Genomic DNA, 22,222 nt, shown 5'->3' with positions numbered 1-22,222 from the left:
ATTTTATAAAGCGAGGAGCGAGACGGCGATGAGCGATTTGTTCGGGCGCAGAGTCAACATGAGAGGGTTCCCTTACGAAAGCCTGCCGGCTGACGTGGTGGCTGATCTGGAAAACGCGGCTCGGGTCTGCCGGGCGCTCGCGGTGGCGATGACGACGCGGGCGAACAGCGGACACCCGGCCGGGTCCCTGTCCAGCATGAAAATGTATATGGCCGCGTACGGCGTCGCGAACTTGACGCCGGACAACGCGGCGGACCTTGATCGGGATTACATCGCGATCAGTCACGGCCACACGTCCCCGGCCGCGTACGCGACGCTGGCGTACTACGGGTTTGTTGACGGTTTGGACGCCGTGCGGGAGTTCCGGCGCTGCGGATCACTCTTTCAGGGGCACGTGGAGCGGGACGTCCCCGGAATAGACTGGAGTTCCGGCGACCTTGGCCAAGGCCTTTCGGCCGGGGCCGGGTTCGCCTTGGCTCAAACGGCGCGGAAAAACAAGTCAAGAGTGTACGTCCTCATGGGCGACGGCGAGCAGGGCAAAGGCCAGCTGGCTGAGGCCCGTCGGCTGATCGCGGCAAGAAATCTGCCCGTGACGGCGCTGGTCGACGCCAACGACATTCAAATTTCCGGTCGGGTGGAAGACGTAATGCCGATTCACCTGCGGCAGATCTGGGAGGCCGACGGCTGGCAGGTCATCGAGTGCGACGGTGATAATTTCCCGTCCCTGTACGCTGGGCTTCGCCAGGCGTCGCTGTCCGATCGGCCGACGGTTTTAATCTGTCGCACCACCATGGGACAGGGCGTGTCGTTCATGGAAGACCGGCCGGATTACCACGGCAAGGCGGCTACCGGAGATCTGTACCGCCAAGCGATGGACGAACTGAAAGCGCCTGACTTGGTCGCCATGGCGAACAGCTCGTCCGTCCGGACGGCTGGGGCAAAAATGGACAGGCCTCGCCCGGCTTTGAACGTGGGGGCGCCGCGGGTCTACAAGCTGGGTGAAAAGGTCGACTGCCGTTCCGGGTTCGGCAACGCGCTGAGCGACGTCGGCGCGGCGACGAAGGAAAACGGCGGCGGTCCGCTTCTCGTGTTCGACTGTGATCTGGCCGGCTCGGTGAAAACCGCCGACTTCTCCAAAAAATTTCCCGAGTGGTTCGTCCAGGGCGGCATTCAGGAGCACTCGACCGCGACGGCCGCGGGCTCGTCGTCGATTGCCGGGGCGGCCTCTGTGTTCGCCGGGTTTGGCATGTTCGCCCTTGTGGAAGCCTATAACCAGCAGCGGCTCAACGACATCAACGAGACGAACCTGACCTTGGCGCTGACTCACGTGGGGCTGGACGTGGGCGAAGACGGAAAGACGCACCAGTGCATCGACTACGTGGCTCTGGCGGCGAACTGCTTCGGCTGGAAGCTGATCGTCCCAGCGGACGCGAACCAGACCGACCGGGCGCTGCGCTGGGCCGTTCAGGAAGGCGGCAACGTCTGCTTGGCTATGGGACGGAGCAAACTGCCGGTCCTGGAGTTGGACGGCCGACCGGCATTTGAGAAGCCGTTCGTTTACGGCGACGTCGTCCGTCTGCGAGAGGGGAAAAACGGGGCGATTCTCGCGCTCGGCGCCATGGCGAATCAGGCTCTCGAGGCGGCGGCGCTGCTGGCTCAAAAAGGGATTCAGGTGTCGGTCTACTCGGTGAGCTGCCCGTTGGTCTGCTGTGACGAAACGCTGAAAGAGGCGTTCGAGACCGGGGCGGTGCTGACGCTTGAAGACCACAACGCCCGAACCGGCATGGGAAGCTTGTGGCTGGCTCGGGCGAGCGAGCTGGGGCTGACCGGCCGAGCCCTTCGGCTTGGTGTGACCCACTACGGCATGTCGGGTCCCAGTTCGGACGTGTACGCTCAGATGGAACTTGACGGGCAGTCCGTCGCCGAAAGGTTCGCCCGGCTGATTCGATGATTAAAGCGGCAAAAGGGAGACTTCTGCTTCACCTGTGCTGTGCGCCCTGCGGAACAGTCGGCTGGACCGACCTCTTGGCAGAGGGCTGGGACGTGACGGCGTTCTTCTGGGGGGCGAACATTCACCCGTACGGCGAATGGGTTCGCCGCCGGGAAGCGGTCGTCCAGCTGTCCAAAGCGCTAGACGGTCCGGCTCTGCTGCGCCCGTGGGCGCCTGAAGGGTGGTTTGCGGCAGTCCGCGGGTTGGAGCGGGAGCCGGAAGGCGGCGCCCGGTGTGAAAAGTGTTTTGCCCTGCAACTTCAAGCGGCGGCTGACGCGGCCCGCCAGGGCGGCTTTGACGCGCTCTGCACGTCGCTGACGTCAAGCCGGCAGAAGTCGCCGGAGCTGATTAACCGACTGGGGAGAAGTATTGCCGAGCGGCAGGGTCTTTATTGGGAAGAGCGTATTTGGCGCCGGAACAACGGCGCGGCCCGTTCGGCCGAAATCTGCCGCCGATTAGGTCTGTACCGGCAGGATTACTGCGGCTGTCTTTTCAGTCTGGCGTCCCGGCGGAGAGAAGGGAAAATCGCATGAGCGGGATAGTGGATCGGGTTGGCAAGCTGCCGCCGGACGTCCTCCAACAGTCCGTTCTTCGCTGGACTGGCGCGCCTCGGCCCGAGGTTCGCGTTGGTCCGGGGCTTGGAGAGGACGCGGCGGTTATCGACTGGCCGGCGGGCCGCCGGCTCGTCGTGACTAGCGACCCTATTGTGGGCGCGTCAAACGGCGCCGGGCGGTATCTCGTCCAAGTCAACGCCAATGATATCGCCTGCAAAGGCGGGGATCCGGCCTTTTTGGTCGTCACGCTGATCGTCCCGGTCAAACTGGGGCGGAACTGGGCGTCGGAGGTCATGGAGCAGGTCGATCAGGCCTGCCGGGAGCTCAACGTGGCGGTGGTGGGCGGACACACCGAGCTGACAGACCGATATGACTGGCCGGTGATCGTCGGAACCATGATCGGGACAACCGAGTGGGACCTTCAGGCGGGCCGGATTCGGCCCGGCGACAGGCTGATCATCACCAAGCACTTGGGACTTGAGGGAATGGCGATTCTCGCGTCCGATCGGCCGGATCTGTTAAAACCGTCGATGACGTCAGAGGAAATCGCTCAGACAGCAGACTGGCGCGGCCGTCTTTCCGTGCTGCCCGAGTCCAAAATCCTGCGCTCTCGGGCGCATTTTATGCACGATCCGACCGAAGGCGGTTTCTTGGGCGGCCTGACGGAAATCAGCCGCCTCGGCGGGCTGGCAGTTCATCTGGACTGGGACGCTCTGCCGCTTCACCCGCTGACCCGGCGGGCGGCGGACGCTCTGGGGTTTGACCCGCTCAAGCTCATCTCGTCGGGTGCGCTGCTGGCCGTGGTTCCGGAAAACGACGCCGCTGAGCTGATGGGTGAACTGAAGCGGTCGGGCATTGAAGCTGCCCTCGTGGGCGAGGTCACCGAAGGGACGAACAACTGGGAGCCGTCGGCGGATGAAGAACTCTGGGGGCTGTTGGTCAGAGCCTGACGGACTGAAGGAGAAAGGGGAGGTTCAACTTGGAACACATTTGGGCACGGATCGGCGAACTGCGCCGGAACTTGGCTGAACGGAAGCTGGACGCGCTGGTACTGATTGACGCGGAAAAGCTGGGGTGGGTGAACGCTTTCTACTACAGCGGATATCAGGGCACCAGCGCGACAGTCGTCATCACTCATGATCGGGCAATTTTGGCGACCGACTCCCGATACACCCTTCAGGCCAGCGAGACGTCGCCTCTGGAGCTTCAGACCCAAAAAACAGGCGAAAACCACGCCGTTACCGTCAAGCGTTTGGTCGGCGAGCTCGGGCTGAAGCGCTGTGGTTTTGACGGAGCCGCCCTGTCCGCGTCGACCTTCATTCAACTCTCCGAGCTTCCCGTTCAGTGGGAAGACTGCAGCAGCATGATTACCGCCCAGCGGCGCCACAAGGACGCCGGCGAAATTGCCCTGATTCGTCGGGCCGCTGACATCGCGGCCGGCGCGTATCTGGCGGCGCTTAAAACCGTCCGTCCGGGCATGAAGGAGGCTGAGCTGGCTAAAATTATCGAATTGGAAATCGCGAAGCTGGACGGCGAAGGCGTCTGGCACGACGGCGGCATGATCGTGGCTTCGGGCGTGCGGAGTGCCCTGCCTCACGGCAGAGCGTCGAAAAAAACGATGCAGTTGGGCGAGCAGGTAACAGTTGACTACGGCTCGATATACGGCGCGTATCAAAGCGACATCACCCGCAACTTCTCGCTCGGCCCTGTGGCCGACGCCGAGTTCCTCAAGATTCACGATGTGCTGTTGGAAGCGCACAACACCGCGGCTGCGGCATTGAAGCCCGGCGTCATCGGCCGGGATATTGACGCGATCGCCCGGAACATCATCGCCCGGGCCGGGTACGGCCAGTACTTCGGGCACGGACTGGGGCACAGCTTCGGGCTGGAAATTCACGAGAACCCACGCCTGTCCCCTGCTTACGGGGAAGAGCTGCGGGAAGGCGACGTGATCACCGTCGAGCCGGGCATTTATATCCCCGGTCGGGGCGGCCTGAGGCTGGAAGACGACTACCTGATCACGGCGAGCGGGGCCGAACGGCTCAGCAGCGCTCTGCCGCAGGAATTTATTCACCTGAGCCTGTAGTTTCGGAGCTTGTGCCGCGCTGATGTCAGAGGTTCTGAGGGGGCCGTCAGCAGTCTTGCGGCAGAGAAGACGAAGTCTCGTGATATAATAAGAACTGTTCTTGTAAGGAATCGAAAAGGCAGGAAAACTGAGAGGGGGAAAAACAGTGAAGAAGTACGTTTGCACCGTATGCGGCTTTGTGTACGACCCGGAAGTGGGGGATCCGGACAGCGGGATTGCTCCCGGCACGGCGTTTGAGGATATTCCGGACGATTGGGTCTGCCCGGAGTGCGGCGTGGGCAAGGATATGTTTGAAGAGCAGTAGAGAAATGAAACGAAGCGGCGCTGCCAAGCGCCGCTTTTTTTTGTGCGCCCTGCGCCCCAGCGGAGAGCGGAGCCGATAGAGTATAATGAACAAACGGGGCTGTTCTCCCGCTCCCGACTCTCTGACGAAGAGGTGACCTGATGCCCATCACAGTAGAATTTCCGTCGCAGAACAGCGTTCAGCTCAACCAACCGATCTTGGGGACGGAGTTGTTCGCGCTGTACCCACCGGCTCGTCCGGCTGTCGCGATGCGGGTCAACCATTATCTGAGGCCTCTCAGCTGGCAGATAGACGCTGACGCCGCTGTGACGCCAGTGGACACCAGCACGTTTGAGGGCGTTTGGGTGTACCGAAACACTTTGAGCTTCGCGCTGATTATGGCCTGTCACCGCGCTCTCGGCAAAGGGCTGACCGTGCGGCACTCGATCAGCGACGCGCTGTACTGGGTCTTTAACGACGGCACGGCGATGACCCCGTCGGACGTCGCCTCGATTGACGCGGAACTCAGACGGCTTGTCGCCGCCGATATGCCGATTCAGCGCGAGATCCTTTCGCTCGACAAGGTCGTCCGCATCTTCAACGCCCAAGGAAAGCAGGACACGGCCAAGCTTTTGGCCCTGACGGCCGTCGATCCGGTCGAAGTTTACCGCAGCGCCGACCTGTACTGTTGTTTCTACGGCCCCCTGATGCCCTCGATGGGTGAGCTGGACCGTTTTTCCGTTGAGCCGCTGGAGGACGGCCTGGCGCTTCGGTTCCCGACGGTCGCCTCGCCCGACGGTCTGCCGGCGTATACGCCGCTTCCCAAGGTCAGCCGGGTGTTCAGCGAGTTCGGCAACTGGCTGAAAACCATCGGCGTTACGACCATGGCCGATCTGTTCGACGTGGTTAATTCGGGCGGCGACGCGGACGTGGTTCTGTTGGCCGAGGCGCTCCACTCTCAGCGGTTCGCTCAGCTGGCCGAGGAGATCGTCAAAGACCCTGAAAGGCGTATGGTAGCCATCGCCGGGCCTTCCAGCGCCGGCAAAACGACGTCGGCTCAACGCCTCAAAATTCAGCTCCGAATCACCGGCGCTCTGCCGGTTACGCTGTCTTTGGACGACTATTACTTGGACGAGATCACCACGGTGGACGAGCACGGCGAGCCCGACTTTGAGTCCATCGAGGCTCTGGACTTGGAGCGGCTGGAAAAGGACCTCCAGTCGCTGGTCGAGGGCCGTCCCACGAAAGTTCCGATTTTCGACTTTACCCGTCACCGCCGAAGCGGCGAGCGGACCGTCTCGTTGGGCGACAAAGGCATTCTCGTGATGGAAGGCCTCCACGCGCTGAACGATCGGTTAGTTGGCATGATCAAGGCCGAACAGCGTTTTGGGCTGTTTGTGGCCCCCATGACCGGGGTCAGCCTTGACGGGCACAACCGGACGAGCACGACCGACAACCGGCTACTGCGCCGAATGGTGCGCGACTACATGACGCGCGGCTACTCGCCGGAGGAAACGCTCAAAGTGTGGCCGTCGGTTATTCGGGGCGGCAACAAGTACATCTTCCCGTACCAGCAGAACGCCGACGCTATGTTCAACTCCGTGCTGTTCTACGAATTGGCGGTGCTGAAATCGCTGGTTGAGCCCCTGCTTCGCCGCATCGAGGACAGCTCGCCGGTCTACGGCGAAGCCCAGCGCCTGCTGGGCATTCTGCGCTTTGTCCCCGTGCTGTCGGCTCATCTGGTGCCCAACAACTCGGTGCTGCGCGAGTTCATCGGCGGCAGCGTCGTTGCCATTTAGTTTGGAGGTGTCGCCGTGGATAAGGTGACCATGTCTCAGGTTGCCGAAGCGGCTGGGGTCAACAAGGCGACAGTCAGCCGCGCTCTGCGGGGCGACCGGCGCATTTCCGAGGCGACTCACGCTCGCGTCTGGGCGGCGGCCCGCCGCCTCGGCTACGAGAGAAACGCCTTGGCCAGCGGTCTGTCCAGTCGGCACAGCGGCGTCGTTGGGCTTGTTTTGGCGTCGCTTCGTCCGTCATGGACTGGCGCTCTGATTTCCGGCGTCTCGCGAGTGCTGGCTCGCGCCCGCGTTGACCTGCTGATCAGCTCCATAGACGGCAACGGGCGAGGGGCTTCGACGGTCCTGCGCCGCATGACGTCCCGCCGGGTTGATGGCCTGATCTGGCTCGGCCCTTGGGCTGACGGCGAAACCGTTGACGTTCCGGCGGTGTTCCTGGGCGACGGCGCTCCGCTTGGCGGCTGTCAGATCGGCACCGACAGGGAAGAACTGCTCCGGCAGGTGCGGACGCTGGCCAACGGACGGCCGATCCTGTACCGACAGGGGCCGAACGCTTCGTTCTGTTTTCTTGAGGAACTTGCTGCGGCCGACGGCGCTGCAGAGGGGGCTCCTCTTGTCATTTGGGATGGGCTGTCCAGCCCGATCGAAGGCGAACGGCCAGAGCTGGCTTGCGTTCCTCAGGGAGCTTGGGATTGGAACGCTCCATGGCGCGTCGAGCTGCCCGCCGCGGAGCTTGGCGTGCTGTCCGGCCGGCTGCTGCTGAACTGCGTCTTCGGCCGGGGCTGCAGGCCGGCGAAAGTTTCGGTTCGACCCAACTTGGTCTCCCGCGTGGGGACAAACGAGGCGGAAGGAGATGTGGGGTAGATGTCAGGTTGTTCGGGTTCGTGCAGTTCTTGTTCCCATGCCGGGTGCGCCGGGTTCGTCAAGGACCGGCGGGGCGTCAAACGGATCATTGCCGTGGGGAGCGGCAAAGGCGGCGTCGGCAAGAGCACTGTAACGGCGCTCTGTGCGGTAGCCCTGCGCCGTCAGGGCCTTTCGGTCGGCGTTCTTGACGCCGACTTGACCGGCCCGTCGATTCCCAATCTGCTGGGCGTCACGGCTCGCCCGCTGGTGGACGAAAACGAAAAAATTATCCCGTCGGTCAGCTCAACCGGCATCGGCGTGATGTCAGCCAGTTTAGTTCTGGAAGACAACCGGCAGCCGGTGGTATGGCGCGGGCCGATGATTACCGGCGTCATAAAACAGTTCTGGCAGGACGTGGTATGGCAGGGACTGGACTGCCTGCTGATCGACCTGCCGCCCGGAACGGCCGACGCGCCGATCACGGTTCTCCAAATGATTCCGGTTGACGGCCTGCTGGCCGTCACGACCCCGCAGAGCTTGGCGGCGACTATCGTTCAAAAGCAGATCGCCTTGGCCCAGATGCTGCAAGTGCCGCTTCTCGGGCTGGTGGAGAACATGAGCTACACGGTCTGTCCGCACTGCGGCGAGGTCTGGGAGCCGCTGGGGAGCAGCCACAGGGAGGCTATTGAAAAGAACTACGGCGTCAAGACGGTTGCCCGCGTCCCGATGGACCCGAAACTGACCGCGTTAAGCGACGCCGGCCGGCTGGAAGAGTACCAGAACGGCGACCTTGAAGCTCAGCTGCGGGAGGCGTTTGGCCTGTGAGACGGGGAGAAATTCTCCTGTCGCCGGACGCTGGAGCCCAGCTGCCCGAGCTGACGCCGCCGGTCATCGCTGAGGTTGGCTTCGGCAACGGTGAGTTTATGACCCACCTCGCTTCCCGCCGCCCGGACGCGACGGTGGTGGGCTTGGAAGTTTCCATGACCTGCGTCGAAAAAGCCCTGACGCGGGTGCGGCGTCAGGGCTTGCCAAACGTTCGTATTCTTTTAGGGGACGCCCGGTTTCTCCTTCGGGAGTGCTTTCCCGACGGGACGTTCGAGAGAATTTACATGAGCTTCCCGTGCCCGTGGCCAAAAGAACGGCACGCCAAACGCCGCGTCACGGCGGAAGGTTTCTCTTCCACGCTGGCGGCGGTTCTCGCTTTAGGCGGCGTCTTTGAGCTGGCCACCGACGAAGGCTGGTACGCCGACGAAGTGGCGTCCGTCTTGGGCTCTCACCCGGCGCTGTCGCTTGAAAAACGCCTTCTGAACCACCGGCGGGAAATCACCACAAAATACGAGAAGCGCTGGCTGGAAGAGGGCAAGGACATTCACCATCTGTATTTCGTCAAAAAAGCTCCCTGGACGGTTCAGCGGCTGACAGGGCCGAAAGGAGAAGACGCGATGCACGTTCACGTTCCCGGAAGCTCGTTCGATCCGGACGCGTTGGCTCAGGCAGTCCGCGGTCGGGTAGGCCGCACAGGCGAAGCCGGCGGGGAACAGTCCGGCTTTTGGGCGTTCCATTCCGTCTGGACGGGAGAGGACGCCGCGCTGGTCGAGGCGATCTGCACCGACGACGGGTTTGAGCAGAAATTTTACTTTAAAGTCGTTCGTCGGGACGACGGCCTGCTGGTGAAGCTCGACGGGATACACCTGCCGTACTTGACGCCGTCCGTGAGAGGAGCCTTGGCCGATCTAGCCGGTCTGGTGTCGTAAATCATGAAAGAGATGAGGCCCACGACGGGCAAAACGCTTTTGGCTCTTGCCAGCATTTTAGGGCCTATGAGCGGTCGCCGTTTCCTCGACCTGTTTTCCGGATCAGGCCGCGTCGCCGAGACCATGAGGGACCGAGGTGCCGACGTCGTGACGGTGGAAACCGTTCGGAGCCGGGCGGCGGCGATACAGGCGCGGCTGGGGAACAACAGCCACCTCTGCTTAGCTCTCGACGTCCGTCGGGCGCTCAAGTGGCTCTCAAAACACGCACAGACGTTTGACGTCATCTTCGCCGATCCGCCCTACAACGCCGGGTGGATGGAGACGCTGCCGGGCATTCTGGCCGGGTATCCGGAGCTCCTTCGCGACGGCGGGTGCGTCATTTTGGAACATCAAGCCGACGAAAGCGTTCACTTAGAGAAAACGGCATGGGTACAGACCGACGAGCGTCGGTACGGGATCAGCTGTCTGACGTTCCTGCGCCGCCGCGGAGAGGGGGAGTGACGTGTCCAGTCAGCTGAGGGCCATCTATCCGGGCTCGTTCGACCCGATTACCAACGGCCACGTGTTCATTGCCGAGCGCGCCGCCGCCTTGTTTGAAGAACTGTACGTGTCGATTCTGGTCAACCCGCAGAAAAAATCGGCGTTCAGCATCGAGGAGCGGCAGGAAATGGCTCAAGAAGCGCTGAGCCACCTGCCGAACGTGAGGGTGAACGCCTTTGAAGGGCTGCTTGTCGACTTCATGCGTCAAATTCAGTGCCGGGTTGTCGTCCGAGGCTTGCGGGCTCTATCCGACTTCGAGTACGAGTTTCAGATGGCCCAGATGAACCGCCAGCTGGCGCCTGAAATTGAAACGCTCTTTATCGTCACCGAGGCCCGTTACTCCTACCTGTCCAGTCACGCCGTCAAGGACGTGTTTCGGTTCGGCGGCGCCGTGCAGAACATGGTTCCTCCGGGCGTTTACCGCCGTCTTCGCGAGAGGTTTCTGCCGTTCAGGGGCACGGATCGGCAAGAATAAAGTGCTCTTTCAGCACGTCCCTGCTGCGCGGGGCGTCGGTCAGCTCTTCCCAAAGTTTCGCGCCCCTGAGGCCAAGAAGCGCCATGCTCTGGGCAATGTCGCTGTGAGGAACGTCGCCCAGCCGGGAAACGACCGGCAGGTGCGCCGCGTCTCTCATTTGAGCCAAAAGACGCCTCCCGTTTGGGGAAGCGGCCAACGGCCGAATCCACTGCGGCCCGGCGGACTGGAACGCTTTGTTTTCCGGCTGCTTCAGCCCTAAAAAGACGTACAGCAGCTGACGGAAAAGCCGCGTCCTCGGGTATCGGCGGGTGGATAGCCGCTCCACCAGCTCTTCGACGGTCGGGGCGTCCTCGTAGGCGTCCAGCAGGGCGTTTTCTATTCCCTCGCCGAACTCGGCGTAGCTTTGCAGCGACTCGCTCGTCTCCCGGTGGAGGAGGACTTTCAGCGCCGTCCAATAACGCTTCGTGTCCGTCACAGCCCTTCCGCCCCTGAGACAACATTTTAAAATTTCGGCCGACGGGGCGGGTACGCAGACCAGAGCCTCATCGGTCCGGTTCTCGGCGAGCAGCGCGCGCACGGCCGCCGCGCTCGAAAGGCGGCCGCACGGCCGGCTGTCCGAATACCCGGCGCCTTCCCGCTGAATTGGGAACAGATCTGGATTCCAGCCCTGACGCAGCGCCGCCTCGACGTACGACAAGGCGAGAAGGTTGTTGGGAGAGGAAAAAAGCGGGCTGGGGCGGCCGAGCTCGGCTTGCGCCGCTTGGGCTCGGGACACGGCGTAAGAAGCGCCGCTGTCCAAGTTTTGCCGAAGAGCCGCCTTGAAAGCGGCACTTTCGTGAACTAAAATAGAAGCCGTTTCCCTCAGCGGCTCGCCGGGAGTTTCCATGCCAAAGCTGAGCGCCGTCACCACGCCAGTCGCCTGAAGCAGTTTCACCGCCCCGGCGGCGAAGACGCCCGCGTTGAACGAGCAAAACGGCAGCGGAAGCTCAATAACAAGGTCTATCCCGCAGCGGACTGCCGCTTCGGCGCGCTTGTGAGGGGCGGCCACCGCCGGGAGTCCTCGCTGGGTAAAATAGCCTGACATCACCGCGACCGTCGCGTTGACGACGGTTTGACGCTTTAACTGTTCGATTTGCCGGGCGTGCCCGAAATGAAACGGGTTGTACTCGGCCACAATGCCTACCACAGGTTCCATAGGCGAAACTCCCTTCGGGAAGAACTCTGTTTCGTCGCTTAATTGTACCCCACCGAGAGAATCGGGACATACAGTCGAGGAGGTTCTGTCATGAAGATTTTGGTTATCAACTGCGGCAGCTCGTCTCTGAAGTACCAGCTTTTCGACATGGCCGACGAAAGCGTGCTGGCCAAAGGGCTCGTTGAGCGAATCGGTATCGACGGTTCACGGCTCAAGCACACCCGGACGGGGCAGGAAGCCGTTCTGGTTGAACAGCCTATTCCGGATCACAAAGTCGCCGTCTCGCTGGTGCTCAAAGCCCTGTTGGATAAACAGCACGGGGCGATCAAGAGCCTTGACGAACTGGGCGCAGTCGGCCACCGAGTCGTTCACGCCGGAGAAAAATTCTCCTGCTCCGTTCGCTTGGACGACGCCGTCATGGCGGCCCTGAAAGAGTGCATTCCCTTGGCGCCCCTTCACAACCCGGCCAACATCATCGGCATCGAAGCCATCAGCGCCTCCCTGCCGAACGTGCCTCAGGTCGGCGTGTTCGACACCGCGTTCCACCAGACCATGCCCGACTACGCGTACATGTACGCCGTTCCCTACGGGTATTACAAAGACGCGAAAGTTCGCCGCTACGGCTTCCACGGCACGAGCCACCTGTTTGTGTCCCATCGGGCCGCAGAGATTCTCGGCAAGCCGATCCAGGACCTCAAAATCGTCACCTGCCATCTGGGCAACGGCAGCTCGGTCACGGCGGTCAAAAACGGCAAGAGCGTTGACACGTCCATGGGCTTCACCCCTGTCGCCGGCCTCGTCATGGGCACCCGCTGCGGCGACGTTGACCCGTCCGTCGTCACCTACATTGCCGCCAAAGAAGGCGCCGAAAAGGCTGACAAGATTCTCAACAAAGAGAGCGGACTGCAGGGCATTTCCGGCAAAAGCAGCGACATGCGGGACATCGAAGAGGGCATGAAGGCCGGCGACGCTCGGTGCACGCTCGCTTACAACATGCTCTGCTACGGCATCCGCAAGTACATCGGCGCCTACGCGGCCGCCATGGGCGGCATTGACGTTCTGGTGTTCACCGCCGGCATCGGCGAGAACAGCCCGGAAGTCCGCGCGTCCGTTGCCGAAGGGCTGGAATTTTTGGGAATCAAAGTCGATGCGGCCAAGAACGACTTCCGCGGCAAAGAGCGGATCATCAGCCCCGAGGGCGCGCCTGTGACCGTCATGGTGGTTCCCACCAATGAAGAGCTGGTCATTGCCCGGGACACCCTGCGGATCATCTCCGGACGGTAGAAGCCATGACTGAGGAACGGCACGAAGCCTGGCACGCGCCGGCCCTCTTTCCGGACGAGGCGCCGGGATCCGAAAATTCTTTTCAGTGGAACCTCGGCTTGGCAGAGCCGATAACGGTTGGCGGCGCTGAGTATTCGCTGAGCGAACCGGCCCAAATCACCGCCAAAATGAGCCGTCAGAACGGCTCGGTTCTCTTGATCCTGTCACTGTCCTGCCGAATTATCACCCCATGCCGGAGATGTCTCCGTCAAGTTGGTGTTGCAATTCAGGACGACTTCATGTATTCTTTTATCTTGCGATCCGACGTACTTGGAGAGGAAAGCTCCGCCGGCTCAGGGGCCGGTGATGAGGCTGTACTCGTCCCGGTCGCTCGGCTAACTGGCCCGATAGACCTCGGCGATCTGGCATGGGAGTGCTTCATCTGCTCGCTGCCGCCCTACGTTTCGTGTGAAGGCGGCTGTGAAGATGCGGTTGAGCGCTACGGCTCCACGGCCGACCCCAGAATGCAGGTCTTCGCCGATCTTTTCAAAGCGGAAAAGGAGGGAACGAGTAATGGCAACCCCGAAGGGTAAAACATCCCACCGCAGAACACACCTGCGCAAAGCCCACTGGCTCGGAGCTCTGAACAGCCCTGAGACGACGGCCTGCTCTCACTGCGGCGAACCCGTGGCAAACTACACGGTATGCCCGGCCTGCGGATATTACAAAGGCCGTAAGGTCATGACCGTCGCAGCTGACAAAGCTGCCGCCGCCGCCGAATCCGAAGAGGCTGAATAACCTGTAATCAGCTGGGTCGGGCTCGCTGAGCCCGGCCCTTTGCCCTTGATAGGGACGGCTTGTTTTTCGCCGCTTGACTTCGTTGAACTCGTCGGGTAAAATGCTCCGGTACGGGCGATTAGCTCAGAGGAAGAGCGCTTCCCTGACACGGAAGAGGTCACAAGTTCGAGTCTTGTATCGCCCACCATTGCGAATAGGAGCCCCGCCGGATTATTTCCGGCGGGGCTTTTTTGTTTTGGGAACAAATATGGAGCGAAAGTCTCAGAGGATCGCCTGCGTACTCTCACAAAAATACTTGCTTTCGTGCATAGGACGGTGGCTTGTCCGCTGATGAAAAATAAAAATCACCGTACATGCGGCGGACGGCCGGCAGAGACAAGGAAGGGGCAAGGTGGCGGGCACGACGGTTGGAACCATTCTCTTTGACAAACAGCTGTAGTGATGCCGAAGAGCCCTTTTCTGGCCTTTGGCTGACGCTTGCCCATGCTTTGAGGATATTTCTGCGTCAGTCGCTAAAAGAGCGGAGGATTCCTTTTCTATTGGACGTCGACAACATAACGAGCGGCCGCTGCGGGCAGTCGAAGAGGTTCAACGCGGAAAAAGCCAGCCGTCCGTTTTGCTCGGCAGCCGAACTGATGACCGATTTGAATGCTGATGAGCAGGCGCAGTGTTTGGGGCGTAACAAATGCACCGCTAAACAGCGAGGCAGCATGGGCGGCTTGAACGGGCGGCTGAGGGGCTCCAGATGGACTCAAAGGCCATCTACTGAGCGATTCTTCCCTGATTTCCACAAACGCTACATCTTGTCTTGCAGGCTGTTATTAGTGTTTACCTCAGCGATGAGGTCGGAGCTTCATGGTATTGAAATAGTGGAACACCCGGCAATTTGTCGGGCAGATAACAAAATGTGTCAGCTTAAAGCGTCAAGAGGCGTTGTAACGTCAGCACTTAGTCTCCGTCGGCCTAAGGAACGGCATTATTTTCCGCTGGTCCTGGCTCGGGCAAACTGGCGTCGCGTGACAACCTGAGTTCGCTGTCATCAGCGATAAAAAGTGTTAGAATAATCTATAAGTAGAATATGGTGTAGTTTTAAAGACAAAATAAATGAAATAAAAAATAACTTGGAAATAGCCCTTTCTGTTTGGAGATAAAAGCGGTATACTGCAACAAAGCTGAAAGACTCTCGAGGGGGGAGCGAGGCGATGATCGTCGGTATAGGCGTTGATCTGTGCTCAATTGTGCGCATGGAGCGATGCTGTGCCGACGATTTTTTTATTCGCCGGGTATTCACGCCTGATGAGGCGGCGTACTGCCTCCGTCAGGCTGCCCCGGCCCGCCATTTCGCCGCGCGTTTTGCCGCTCGGGAGGCGTTTGTCAAGGCGGCCGGGCTCGGCCTGCTTGAGATAGGCTTTCATAACGTGTCTGTGGCCCGGGACGCGGCCGGCCGGCCGTCTCTTCTTCTGTCCGGACGGGCGGAGGAAGTCTGCCGCGGGGGGACAGTTCATCTGTCGCTGTCCCACGATGGCGGGCAGGCGATAGCATTTGTGGTGATTGAGAGGTGAACCGATGAAAAAATATTACGATTCGGCTTCGGTCGCGAAGCTCGACGCGGGGTTGATTTCATCGGGGATTCCCAGCGCCGTGCTGATGGAAAACGCCGGCGGCGCAATAGCTCGCGACGTTTTGGAGCTTTTCCCGGCGAATGGCTTGCCGCGCAGGGCAGTCATCTGCGTTGGGGCTGGCAACAACGGCGGCGACGGTATTGTGGTCGCCCGGCGGCTGGCCCTTTCCGGTTGGGCTGTGACAATTCTTCTGACTCGCGATCGGGAGGCGCTGAAAGGCGACGGGGCAGTCTTTGCCCGGTTTGTTCCGTCCTCTGTCAGATGGGAAGCGTCCGGCCGTTTAAGCGATGAAGAGGTTCTTCGGGCGTTTGACGCCTCTGACGTGGTCCTTGACGGGCTGCTCGGCACTGGGGCAACCGGTGAGCCTCGCGGCGAGATACGTCGGCTGATCGGCCTGCTGAACCGCTCGGCCGCGCCGTGTCTTTCAATAGACCTGCCGTCGGGGATCGAGAGCGGCGGCCCTTGGGTTCAGGCGGCTTTCACGTCGTCTATAGCGGCGTACAAGGCTTCATGCGCTAGCGGTTCCCGTCGGACGGCCTGCGGCCGGGTGAAACTTCATGCCCTTTGTTTTGGCGAGGCCGATCAGTTAGAAGAGCCGGCGCTGTGTGGGCTTGAACGCTCTGACGTGGCCGCTTTGGCTCCGCGCTGTCCTAACTGGGCGCACAAGGGAACCCGCGGCGGCGTGCTGATTTTTGCCGGGAGCGATCGATACCGCGGCGCGGCTCTGCTTTCTGCCCGCGGGGCGCTCCGCGCTGGGGCGGGGCTGGTCGTTTTGGCGTCCAGCTCTTCGGTGCTCGACGCGGCTGCGGCGTCCCTGCCGGATGCCATCCTCGAGCGGCTTGACGATGGAAGCGACGCGGCGTCAGTCCTGAGCCGCTGGAAAGATCGCTGTCGGGCGATGATCGTGGGCCCCGGGCTTGGCCGGGATGGCCGAGCCGAGGAGGTAGCCGCGGCGGCGGCCGGCTTTGACGGCTCAAGCGTCTGGGACGGCGACGGGCTCAGCTTCCTTCCTCGGCTGGGCACATCTTCTGGGAGACGGTGCCTGACGCCTCACGAAGGGGAGGCGGCGCGGCTTCTCGGCGGCTGGGATTTTGAAAGCGCTCCCGATCGTCGGGCCGAAGGCGCCCGCCGGCTGGCCGGACTGTTTGGGCCGACGCTTTTGAAGGGCCCTGGCTCGCTGGTCGCCGGAGAAAAGATATCGGTTATCGAGGCGGGCGGTCGGGCGCTGGCCGTCCCCGGTTCGGGCGACGTGCTGAGCGGCGCTGTCGGCGCCATGCTGGCCGCCGGTCTGGACTGCGAAGCGGCCCTTGTCGTCGCGGGCTGGTGTCACGGACGAGCCGGCGACCGGCTGACAGAGCGGCTCGGAGCTGACGGACGTCTGGCTCAGGAAATTGCCGACGAGCTGCCCCAGTGCCTGAACGAGGTCTGCTCATGACCGGCGGAGAAAGTTTTTCTCTCTTTCTGGCTACGCCGGACGAGACGGTTCGTCTCGGCGAGATGCTCGCCCGCTGCGCGTTCCCGGGGCTGGCTATTTTCCTTGAAGGCGATCTCGGGGCAGGCAAGACGACCCTTGTGACGGGGATGTGTCGGGCCTTGGGCTGGGACAGACCGTCCAGTCCGACCTTTGCGATCGTCAACGAGTATCCGGCTCGCCAGCCTTTGGCGCACGTTGACCTGTACCGGCTGGAGGACGTGGACGAGCGGGACTTCGGGCTGAGCGATTACCTTTCCGACGGTTGGATCTTGGCGATCGAGTGGCCCGACCGGCTGAGAACGGCTGATTTTCCCGAGTGGTGGCGCATTCAGCTGACCTGCGCCGATTCGGGGCGGAACGTTCGTCTGAGCTCTTCAGGACGCTTGGCCTGCGAAGCGTTGAAAAAACTTCGAGCGGAGGTCTGCCGTGGCGACTGAGACGATTCTTTCAATCGACTGCGCAAATCGGTGGACTTGCCTCGGCCTGTGGCGGGACGGTCCGGTTGGCCAGATGGAGCTGAACTTGGGACGCCGTCAGGCGGCTCAGTTGCCTCTGGCGGTTGAGGCGCTGATGAATCTGGCCGAATTTCAGCTATCCGGCGTGACTGCTGTGGCCCTGACGGTTGGCCCCGGTTACTTCACGGCCCTGCGAATCGGCTTGGCCTACGGGAGCGCGCTGGCGTTTGCTCTCGGAGTGCCAGTGGTTCCGCTGTCGTCGCTTGAAGTGCTGGCCCGGTCGTTTCCGGCCGATGGTCTCGTCGTGCCACTCATCGCCGCCTCTCGGAGTCGGGCGTTTTCCGGCGCGTGGCTCCACGGGCGGCAAGTCCTTGAAGAAGCGGAGCGCTCCAGAGAAGAGCTGGACGCGGCGCTGAGCGGTTTTAAAGAAGCCAAATATCTGGTCGCAGCAGCTGACGAGCGGCTGTTTTCCGAAGGTGACAGCGGGGGAATAACGGTCATTCCTTCTGCCAGCGGCACTGCAGCGGCCGGTTTGGGATTTGAACGTCGGGAGGAAGCTGTTTCTCCTGGGGGGATTCGGGCTCGCTATTTGAGGGAACCCGGACTGGGACGGAGCGTGTAAGAAATCCTGGAGGTGAATGGTTTTGGAGAAGAAACACTTTAAGGTTCTGGTCAACGCCGGATGGTGCAAAGGCTGCGGCCTGTGCGTCAGCGTCTGCCCCAAAAAGGTGCTGGCGCTCAACGAGCGGGTGAAGAGCGAGCCGGTCAATCAGGACGACTGCATCGGCTGTCATCAGTGCGACTTCATCTGCCCAGACCTGGCGATTACCGTTCAGAACGACGAGGGGGAAAGCTCGAATGGCTAATGTCAAGTTCTGGCAAGGGAACGAAGCGGTGGCGTACGGCGCGTTAGCCGCCGGATGCCGGTTCTTCGGAGGGTACCCCATCACTCCGTCTACCGAGATTATGGAAACAATGGCCGTCGAGCTGCCCAAAGTCGGCGGCGCGTTCATGCAGATGGAAGACGAACTGTCGGCCATAGCGAGTTCCATCGGCGCGTCCATCGCCGGCCTCAAGTCCATGACCGCCAGCTCTGGCCCCGGTTTTACGCTGAAGCAGGAAAACCTCGGCTTGGCCTACGAAGCGGAAATTCCGCTGGTTGTGGTCGACGTCATGCGCGGCGGCCCGTCTACTGGGCTTCCCACTCAGGCGTCCCAGCAGGACGTTATGCAGGCCCGGTGGGGAAGCCACGGCGACCACGGCACTATCGCCTACGCTCCGGCGTCGGTTGCCGAATGCTTCTCCCTGACCGTCCAGGCGTTTAGCGACGCGGAGAGGTACCGTCAGCCGGTGCTCATCATGAGCGACGCCGAAATCGGACACATGCGCGAGAAGTTCATCGTCCCGGACATGAAGGATTTCACCATCGTGAACCGCAAGCGTCCCACCTGCAGTCCTGATGAGTTTGTGCCGTACCGTCCGGACGTGTGCGACGAAGTGCCGCCCATGGCCGCGTTTGGCGACGGCTACCGCTGGCACGTCACCGGCCTCACCCACAACGAGTGGGGATTCCCCACCGGCGACCTAGTGGAAATTGAAAAGAAAATGAAGCGGCTCATGAACAAGATCGACCGATTCCGCAACGACATCGTCAAGTATGACCTTGTTCACGCCGAAGACGCCGAAATACTTGTCGTCTCCTACGGCTCGGTGTCGCGTTCCAGCATCCGCGCCGTCCTCGACGCCCGCGCCAAGGGCATTCGGGCCGGACACTTCCGCCCGATCACGCTGTGGCCTTTTGCCGACAAGGAACTTGAACGCCTGGCGAGAAAAGCTAAAGTCGTCATCGTTCCTGAGCTGAACTGCGGCCAGTTCGTCCTGGAAATTGAACGGGCTATCCACGGCAAAGCGAGAGTTGTGCCAATGAGCTTGATCAACGGCGAGCTGTTCCAGCCGTCAGAGATCCTTGAAAAGATCGTGGAGGAGGCGAAGTAGAATGCCGTCGAAAGAAGTATTTGATTGGATTCGTCCTCGTTTTTTCCCGCACATCTGGTGTCCCGGGTGCGGTCACGGCATTATCCTGAACGCGCTGCTGCGCACGTTCGCTACCTTGGGGCTTGACCCAACTCAGACCGTACTGGGCTCCGGAATCGGCTGCTCCAGCCGTATGCCCGGCTACGTCAACGCCTGCACGCTCCACACGACCCACGGCCGTTCGCTCGCGTTCGTCACCGGCATCAAAATGGCCAACCCCAAACTCACCTGCATCGACGTCATGGGTGACGGCGACTGCAGCGCCATCGGCGGCAACCACTTCATTCACGCCTGCCGCCGCAATATCGACATCACCGCCGTCGTCATGAACAACAACATTTACGGCATGACCGGCGGACAGATATCGCCCACGACGCCGGTGGGATCCATCGCCAAGACCGCGCCGTACGGCGCCATTGACCCGGCGTTTGACATCTGCAAACTGGCTGCCGGCGCAGGGGCCAGCTACGTTGCCAGAAGCTGCGTCGCTAACCCGCGGGAAATCGAAAAGTTCTTAGCCGCCGGCATCAAGCACAAAGGCTTCTCGGTCGTCGAAATCGTCACCCACTGCCACACCCAGTACGGCCGGTACAACAAACTCCGCACGCCGCAGGCGAACATGGCGTTCTTCAAAGAGCGCATCGTCCCGGTTCGTAAGGCTGAAACCATGACGCCGGAAGAGCTGACCGGCAAAATCGTTACCGGCGAATTTGTCAACATCGACCGGCCGGAGTACTCTGAACAGTACTACGCCAAGGTCGCGAGCGTCCGCTCGAAGGAGGCCTAGCCATGTCGAAACGTTTTGAAATCTGCTTGGCCGGATCCGGCGGGCAGGGCGTCATCACCGCGGCAGTCATGATCGGCGAAGCCGCCGCCGAATTTACCGACGGCCTTTACGCCGTGCAGACCCAGAGCTACGGCCCCGCGGCCCGAGGCGGCAGCGCCAAGGCTGAAGTGGTTCTCTCCACCGAACCTGTCGACTACCCCAAGCCCATGAGCCCTGACCTGACCATTTGCCTCAGCGGGCAGGCGGCGGAGAAGTACGGACACTTCGTCAAACCGTCCGGACGGCTGATTTTGGACGATTTCATGGTTCAGGAAATCCCGGACGTGGAAGCCAACATCTACAGCCTGCCGGTTGTCACCACCGCTCGGGACGTCATCGGCCGGGAGATCGTCACCAACATGGTTGCGCTGGGCATGGTCGCCCGCGTGCTGGAACTTGAGCAGGTCATGACGCCCGACGCCATCCGCAAAGCCATGCTCGACCGGGTTCCCAAGGGGACCGAAGAGCTGAACGCCAAAGCGTTTGACGAAGGCTACAAAATCTTCAAGGCCAGCCAGTCGCACCACTTCCAGTAAGCTCTTAACAAACCGCCGCGCGGGACAAGCCAGAGGCCTGTTCTCGCGCGGCTTTTTCGGAGGAAACTATGAAACTTGAAATTGAAGGCGTCAACTCGTTGGGACAGGGACTGTCACACCTTCCCGACGGCCGGGTCGTCTTCTGCACCGGCGCTCTGCCCGGCGAAACTGTGGTCGCCCGGTTGACGATGGAGAAGAAAGCCTACGCCGTCGCTGAAATTGAAACCGTCGCCGTCCCTCACCCTCAGCGGGTCAAACCGTCCTGCCGGTGGTACGAAACCTGCGGCGGCTGCCAACTCCAGCACGCCAGCCGCTCCCTTCAGCTTGAACTGAAAAGCCTCATCGTCGAAGACAGCTTGAGAAGGCTCGGCGGCTTCGACCTGCCGGAAAAAATCTCCTGCCTTCCGTCGCCAGTTCAGTGGGGCTACCGGAACAAAGCCTCCTTCCCGGTTCGCAGGACGGCCAGCGGCGAAACGACAGGCTTCTTCAAAATGGGAACTCACGATATCGTTCCCATTGAAACCTGCCCGTTAGTCTGCGACCAAGCGGCTCAGCTCTATGGCACTCTGCGCGGCCTCGTGCAGGACGGCGGGTTTTCAGCCTACGACGAAAAGACCGGCCGAGGCTGGCTGCGCCACATAGTCGTCCGGGCTTCAACGTACGGCAGCGGCCTGCTCGCCCTGCTCGTCGTCACCTCCAAACCCGACCAAGAGGGGATGGCGAGCTTGCGGGACCTGTGGCGCTACCTTCAGAGCCGCCAGCCAGCGCTCTCCGGTCTTGCCCTCTCGATCAACCCGAGCCGGGGCAACCGAATCATCGGAGACGAAACGGTCCCAGTCGCCGGAACCGACCGAGTTCATGAATGCCTTGGCCCCTTTCGGCTCGAGTACGACGGCACCTCGTTCTTTCAGGTCAACACCGCTCAGGCCGCTCGGCTATTCGACTACGCCTCGTCTCTTGTTCCAGACGGAAGCCGAACGCTTGAACTGTACTGCGGCGTTGGATCGCTCACAGCGTTTCTCGCCCGAAAAAGCAGAGCCGTCACCGCCGCTGAAATATGGCCTCCTGCCGTTGAAATGGCGCGGAAAAACATGAGCGGCAACAACTTAACGAACGTCGAGCTTCGCCTTTCTCCGGCGGAAAAACTGCCGTCCGATCTGTTCGAAGGTCAGGACTGTCTCGTCGTCGACCCGCCGCGTACCGGCTGCGACGGCGAAATGCTCGCCCGGCTCGCCGGGACGTCGATCAAGTCGATCGTCTACGTCTCCTGCAACCCTGCCACGCTGGCCCGTGACGCAGCTCGCCTGCAAAGTGCCGGATATCAGCTTGTCACCTCATCGGTCAGAGCCTTTGACATGTTCCCCCAAACCAGCCATGTGGAGACGGTAGCTCTGTTGTCCAAACTAAATACAGAACATCATTTAGATATAGAAATAGGGGAAGATGAATTATCTGAAATTGACTTTTCAAAAGACGCAACTTATGGAGAAATTAAAAAGTATGTGTTAGATAAATACGGACTAAAAGTTTCAAGCCTATATATTGCACAAATAAAAAGGAAACATGGTCTAATAGAGAGAGAAAATTATAATTTTAGTAAGAAAGAAAATCAAAGAGTGCCAAATTGCCCAGAAGAAAAAGAAAAAGCAATCGAAGATGCTTTAGAGCATTTTGGAATGATTTAAATAATATCTAAGA

At 61.0% G+C, this 22,222-nt stretch carries 24 protein-coding genes and 1 tRNA gene; 24 read left to right on the top strand and 1 reads right to left on the bottom strand.

Annotated elements, in window-relative coordinates:
- The first annotated feature begins 28 nt into the window (after positions 1–28).
- From HMPREF1249_RS07255 to coaD, 11 genes are all read left to right on the top strand, one after another.
- The gene (locus HMPREF1249_RS07255; RefSeq protein WP_008522698.1) at positions 29–1,951 is read left to right on the top strand and encodes a transketolase; all 1,923 of its coding nucleotides are present in this window, start codon (positions 29–31) and stop codon (positions 1,949–1,951) included.
- Positions 1,948–2,523 carry an epoxyqueuosine reductase QueH gene (locus tag HMPREF1249_RS07250; protein ID WP_008520709.1) on the top strand — a complete coding sequence of 192 codons (576 nt, stop codon included), beginning with the start codon at positions 1,948–1,950 and terminating at the stop codon, positions 2,521–2,523. Before HMPREF1249_RS07255 ends, HMPREF1249_RS07250 begins: the two co-directional genes overlap by 4 nt.
- On the top strand, positions 2,520–3,494 hold the full coding sequence (locus HMPREF1249_RS07245; protein WP_008520711.1) for an AIR synthase family protein: 975 nt from the start codon (positions 2,520–2,522) through the stop codon (positions 3,492–3,494). The genes HMPREF1249_RS07250 and HMPREF1249_RS07245 overlap by 4 nt, the downstream gene beginning before the upstream one ends.
- A 29-nt stretch (positions 3,495–3,523) precedes the next feature.
- Complete coding sequence (locus HMPREF1249_RS07240) at positions 3,524–4,630, top strand: M24 family metallopeptidase (protein ID WP_008522699.1); 1,107 nt, start codon at positions 3,524–3,526, stop codon at positions 4,628–4,630.
- 145 nt (positions 4,631–4,775) lie between these two features.
- On the top strand, positions 4,776–4,934 hold the full coding sequence (rd, locus tag HMPREF1249_RS07235) for a rubredoxin (RefSeq protein ID WP_008520715.1): 159 nt from the start codon (positions 4,776–4,778) through the stop codon (positions 4,932–4,934).
- 140 nt (positions 4,935–5,074) lie between these two features.
- Positions 5,075–6,712 (top strand): nucleoside kinase, encoded by a 1,638-nt coding sequence (locus HMPREF1249_RS07230; protein ID WP_008520718.1) that lies wholly within the window; start codon positions 5,075–5,077, stop codon positions 6,710–6,712.
- Between the two features lie 15 nt (positions 6,713–6,727).
- Positions 6,728–7,573 (top strand): LacI family DNA-binding transcriptional regulator, encoded by an 846-nt coding sequence (locus HMPREF1249_RS07225; protein ID WP_008520719.1) that lies wholly within the window; start codon positions 6,728–6,730, stop codon positions 7,571–7,573.
- The gene (locus HMPREF1249_RS07220; protein ID WP_008520720.1) at positions 7,574–8,377 is read left to right on the top strand and encodes a P-loop NTPase; all 804 of its coding nucleotides are present in this window, start codon (positions 7,574–7,576) and stop codon (positions 8,375–8,377) included.
- Entirely contained in the window at positions 8,374–9,306 is a 933-nt protein-coding gene (gene trmB, locus HMPREF1249_RS07215; protein ID WP_021776066.1) for a tRNA (guanosine(46)-N7)-methyltransferase TrmB, read from the top strand. The genes HMPREF1249_RS07220 and trmB overlap by 4 nt, the downstream gene beginning before the upstream one ends.
- A gap of 3 nt (positions 9,307–9,309) precedes the next feature.
- Positions 9,310–9,807, top strand: coding sequence for an RsmD family RNA methyltransferase (locus HMPREF1249_RS07210; protein WP_008520722.1), 498 nt, complete (start codon positions 9,310–9,312; stop codon positions 9,805–9,807).
- Between the two features lies 1 nt (position 9,808).
- Positions 9,809–10,321, top strand: a complete 513-nt coding sequence (gene coaD, locus HMPREF1249_RS07205; protein ID WP_008520723.1) for a pantetheine-phosphate adenylyltransferase — start codon at positions 9,809–9,811, stop codon at positions 10,319–10,321.
- On the opposite strand, the gene HMPREF1249_RS07200 is transcribed toward coaD, so the two are convergent.
- Positions 10,296–11,516, bottom strand: coding sequence for a tRNA(Met) cytidine acetate ligase (locus HMPREF1249_RS07200; protein ID WP_008520724.1), 1,221 nt, complete (start codon positions 11,514–11,516; stop codon positions 10,296–10,298). The two genes, coaD and HMPREF1249_RS07200, sit on opposite strands and share 26 nt — an antisense overlap.
- 90 nt (positions 11,517–11,606) lie before the next feature.
- Here HMPREF1249_RS07200 and HMPREF1249_RS07195 point away from each other — a divergent pair, with 90 nt between their 5' ends.
- The 13 genes from HMPREF1249_RS07195 to rlmD all read left to right on the top strand — a co-directional run bounded on the left by HMPREF1249_RS07195 (position 11,607) and on the right by rlmD (position 22,209).
- Positions 11,607–12,800, top strand: a complete 1,194-nt coding sequence (locus HMPREF1249_RS07195; protein WP_008520725.1) for an acetate kinase — start codon at positions 11,607–11,609, stop codon at positions 12,798–12,800.
- Between the two features lie 5 nt (positions 12,801–12,805).
- Positions 12,806–13,372 (top strand): YceD family protein, encoded by a 567-nt coding sequence (locus tag HMPREF1249_RS07190; protein ID WP_008520726.1) that lies wholly within the window; start codon positions 12,806–12,808, stop codon positions 13,370–13,372.
- A complete protein-coding gene (gene rpmF / locus HMPREF1249_RS07185; RefSeq protein WP_008522703.1) occupies positions 13,353–13,577 on the top strand; it encodes a 50S ribosomal protein L32 in 225 nt (74 codons plus the stop codon). Before HMPREF1249_RS07190 ends, rpmF begins: the two co-directional genes overlap by 20 nt.
- A 112-nt stretch (positions 13,578–13,689) precedes the next feature.
- Positions 13,690–13,764 (top strand) — tRNA-Val (locus tag HMPREF1249_RS07180).
- Positions 13,765–14,779: 1,015 nt separating this feature from the next.
- Positions 14,780–15,139, top strand: a complete 360-nt coding sequence (acpS, locus tag HMPREF1249_RS07175; RefSeq protein WP_008520732.1) for a holo-ACP synthase — start codon at positions 14,780–14,782, stop codon at positions 15,137–15,139.
- Positions 15,140–15,143: 4 nt separating this feature from the next.
- Complete coding sequence (locus tag HMPREF1249_RS07170; RefSeq protein WP_008520734.1) at positions 15,144–16,634, top strand: bifunctional ADP-dependent NAD(P)H-hydrate dehydratase/NAD(P)H-hydrate epimerase; 1,491 nt, start codon at positions 15,144–15,146, stop codon at positions 16,632–16,634.
- Positions 16,631–17,110, top strand: a complete 480-nt coding sequence (tsaE, locus tag HMPREF1249_RS07165; protein ID WP_021776085.1) for a tRNA (adenosine(37)-N6)-threonylcarbamoyltransferase complex ATPase subunit type 1 TsaE — start codon at positions 16,631–16,633, stop codon at positions 17,108–17,110. Before HMPREF1249_RS07170 ends, tsaE begins: the two co-directional genes overlap by 4 nt.
- Positions 17,100–17,750 (top strand): tRNA (adenosine(37)-N6)-threonylcarbamoyltransferase complex dimerization subunit type 1 TsaB, encoded by a 651-nt coding sequence (tsaB, locus tag HMPREF1249_RS07160; protein WP_021776089.1) that lies wholly within the window; start codon positions 17,100–17,102, stop codon positions 17,748–17,750. The genes tsaE and tsaB overlap by 11 nt, the downstream gene beginning before the upstream one ends.
- A 16-nt stretch (positions 17,751–17,766) precedes the next feature.
- On the top strand, positions 17,767–17,994 hold the full coding sequence (locus HMPREF1249_RS07155) for a 4Fe-4S dicluster domain-containing protein (RefSeq protein ID WP_008520741.1): 228 nt from the start codon (positions 17,767–17,769) through the stop codon (positions 17,992–17,994).
- Positions 17,987–19,123, top strand: coding sequence for a 2-oxoacid:acceptor oxidoreductase subunit alpha (locus tag HMPREF1249_RS07150; protein ID WP_008520743.1), 1,137 nt, complete (start codon positions 17,987–17,989; stop codon positions 19,121–19,123). Before HMPREF1249_RS07155 ends, HMPREF1249_RS07150 begins: the two co-directional genes overlap by 8 nt.
- A 1-nt stretch (position 19,124) precedes the next feature.
- On the top strand, positions 19,125–19,949 hold the full coding sequence (locus tag HMPREF1249_RS07145) for a 2-oxoacid:ferredoxin oxidoreductase subunit beta (protein ID WP_008520745.1): 825 nt from the start codon (positions 19,125–19,127) through the stop codon (positions 19,947–19,949).
- Between the two features lie 2 nt (positions 19,950–19,951).
- On the top strand, positions 19,952–20,524 hold the full coding sequence (locus tag HMPREF1249_RS07140) for a 2-oxoacid:acceptor oxidoreductase family protein (protein ID WP_021776081.1): 573 nt from the start codon (positions 19,952–19,954) through the stop codon (positions 20,522–20,524).
- A gap of 68 nt (positions 20,525–20,592) precedes the next feature.
- Complete coding sequence (gene rlmD, locus HMPREF1249_RS07135) at positions 20,593–22,209, top strand: 23S rRNA (uracil(1939)-C(5))-methyltransferase RlmD (RefSeq protein WP_021776079.1); 1,617 nt, start codon at positions 20,593–20,595, stop codon at positions 22,207–22,209.
- The last annotated feature ends 13 nt before the right edge of the window (positions 22,210–22,222 follow it).

Source organism: Jonquetella sp. BV3C21 (assembly GCF_000468895.1).
Classification (GTDB): domain Bacteria; phylum Synergistota; class Synergistia; order Synergistales; family Dethiosulfovibrionaceae; genus Jonquetella; species Jonquetella anthropi.
This window is presented reverse-complemented; position numbering and strand designations above follow the sequence as displayed.

Coding starts and splice junctions, on each gene's coding strand:
- HMPREF1249_RS07220 (WP_008520720.1), top strand. CDS start 7,574: ATGTCAGGTTGTTCGGGTTCGTGCAGTTCTTGTTCCCATGCCGGGTGC.
- HMPREF1249_RS07195 (WP_008520725.1), top strand. CDS start 11,607: ATGAAGATTTTGGTTATCAACTGCGGCAGCTCGTCTCTGAAGTACCAG.
- HMPREF1249_RS07255 (WP_008522698.1), top strand. CDS start 29: ATGAGCGATTTGTTCGGGCGCAGAGTCAACATGAGAGGGTTCCCTTAC.
- HMPREF1249_RS07230 (WP_008520718.1), top strand. CDS start 5,075: ATGCCCATCACAGTAGAATTTCCGTCGCAGAACAGCGTTCAGCTCAAC.
- HMPREF1249_RS07210 (WP_008520722.1), top strand. CDS start 9,310: ATGAAAGAGATGAGGCCCACGACGGGCAAAACGCTTTTGGCTCTTGCC.
- HMPREF1249_RS07200 (WP_008520724.1), bottom strand. CDS start 11,516: ATGGAACCTGTGGTAGGCATTGTGGCCGAGTACAACCCGTTTCATTTC.
- HMPREF1249_RS07150 (WP_008520743.1), top strand. CDS start 17,987: ATGGCTAATGTCAAGTTCTGGCAAGGGAACGAAGCGGTGGCGTACGGC.
- HMPREF1249_RS07140 (WP_021776081.1), top strand. CDS start 19,952: ATGTCGAAACGTTTTGAAATCTGCTTGGCCGGATCCGGCGGGCAGGGC.
- tsaE (WP_021776085.1), top strand. CDS start 16,631: ATGACCGGCGGAGAAAGTTTTTCTCTCTTTCTGGCTACGCCGGACGAG.
- HMPREF1249_RS07170 (WP_008520734.1), top strand. CDS start 15,144: ATGAAAAAATATTACGATTCGGCTTCGGTCGCGAAGCTCGACGCGGGG.
- HMPREF1249_RS07190 (WP_008520726.1), top strand. CDS start 12,806: ATGACTGAGGAACGGCACGAAGCCTGGCACGCGCCGGCCCTCTTTCCG.
- acpS (WP_008520732.1), top strand. CDS start 14,780: ATGATCGTCGGTATAGGCGTTGATCTGTGCTCAATTGTGCGCATGGAG.
- HMPREF1249_RS07155 (WP_008520741.1), top strand. CDS start 17,767: ATGGTTTTGGAGAAGAAACACTTTAAGGTTCTGGTCAACGCCGGATGG.
- HMPREF1249_RS07245 (WP_008520711.1), top strand. CDS start 2,520: ATGAGCGGGATAGTGGATCGGGTTGGCAAGCTGCCGCCGGACGTCCTC.
- HMPREF1249_RS07250 (WP_008520709.1), top strand. CDS start 1,948: ATGATTAAAGCGGCAAAAGGGAGACTTCTGCTTCACCTGTGCTGTGCG.
- rlmD (WP_021776079.1), top strand. CDS start 20,593: ATGAAACTTGAAATTGAAGGCGTCAACTCGTTGGGACAGGGACTGTCA.
- HMPREF1249_RS07145 (WP_008520745.1), top strand. CDS start 19,125: ATGCCGTCGAAAGAAGTATTTGATTGGATTCGTCCTCGTTTTTTCCCG.
- rpmF (WP_008522703.1), top strand. CDS start 13,353: ATGGCAACCCCGAAGGGTAAAACATCCCACCGCAGAACACACCTGCGC.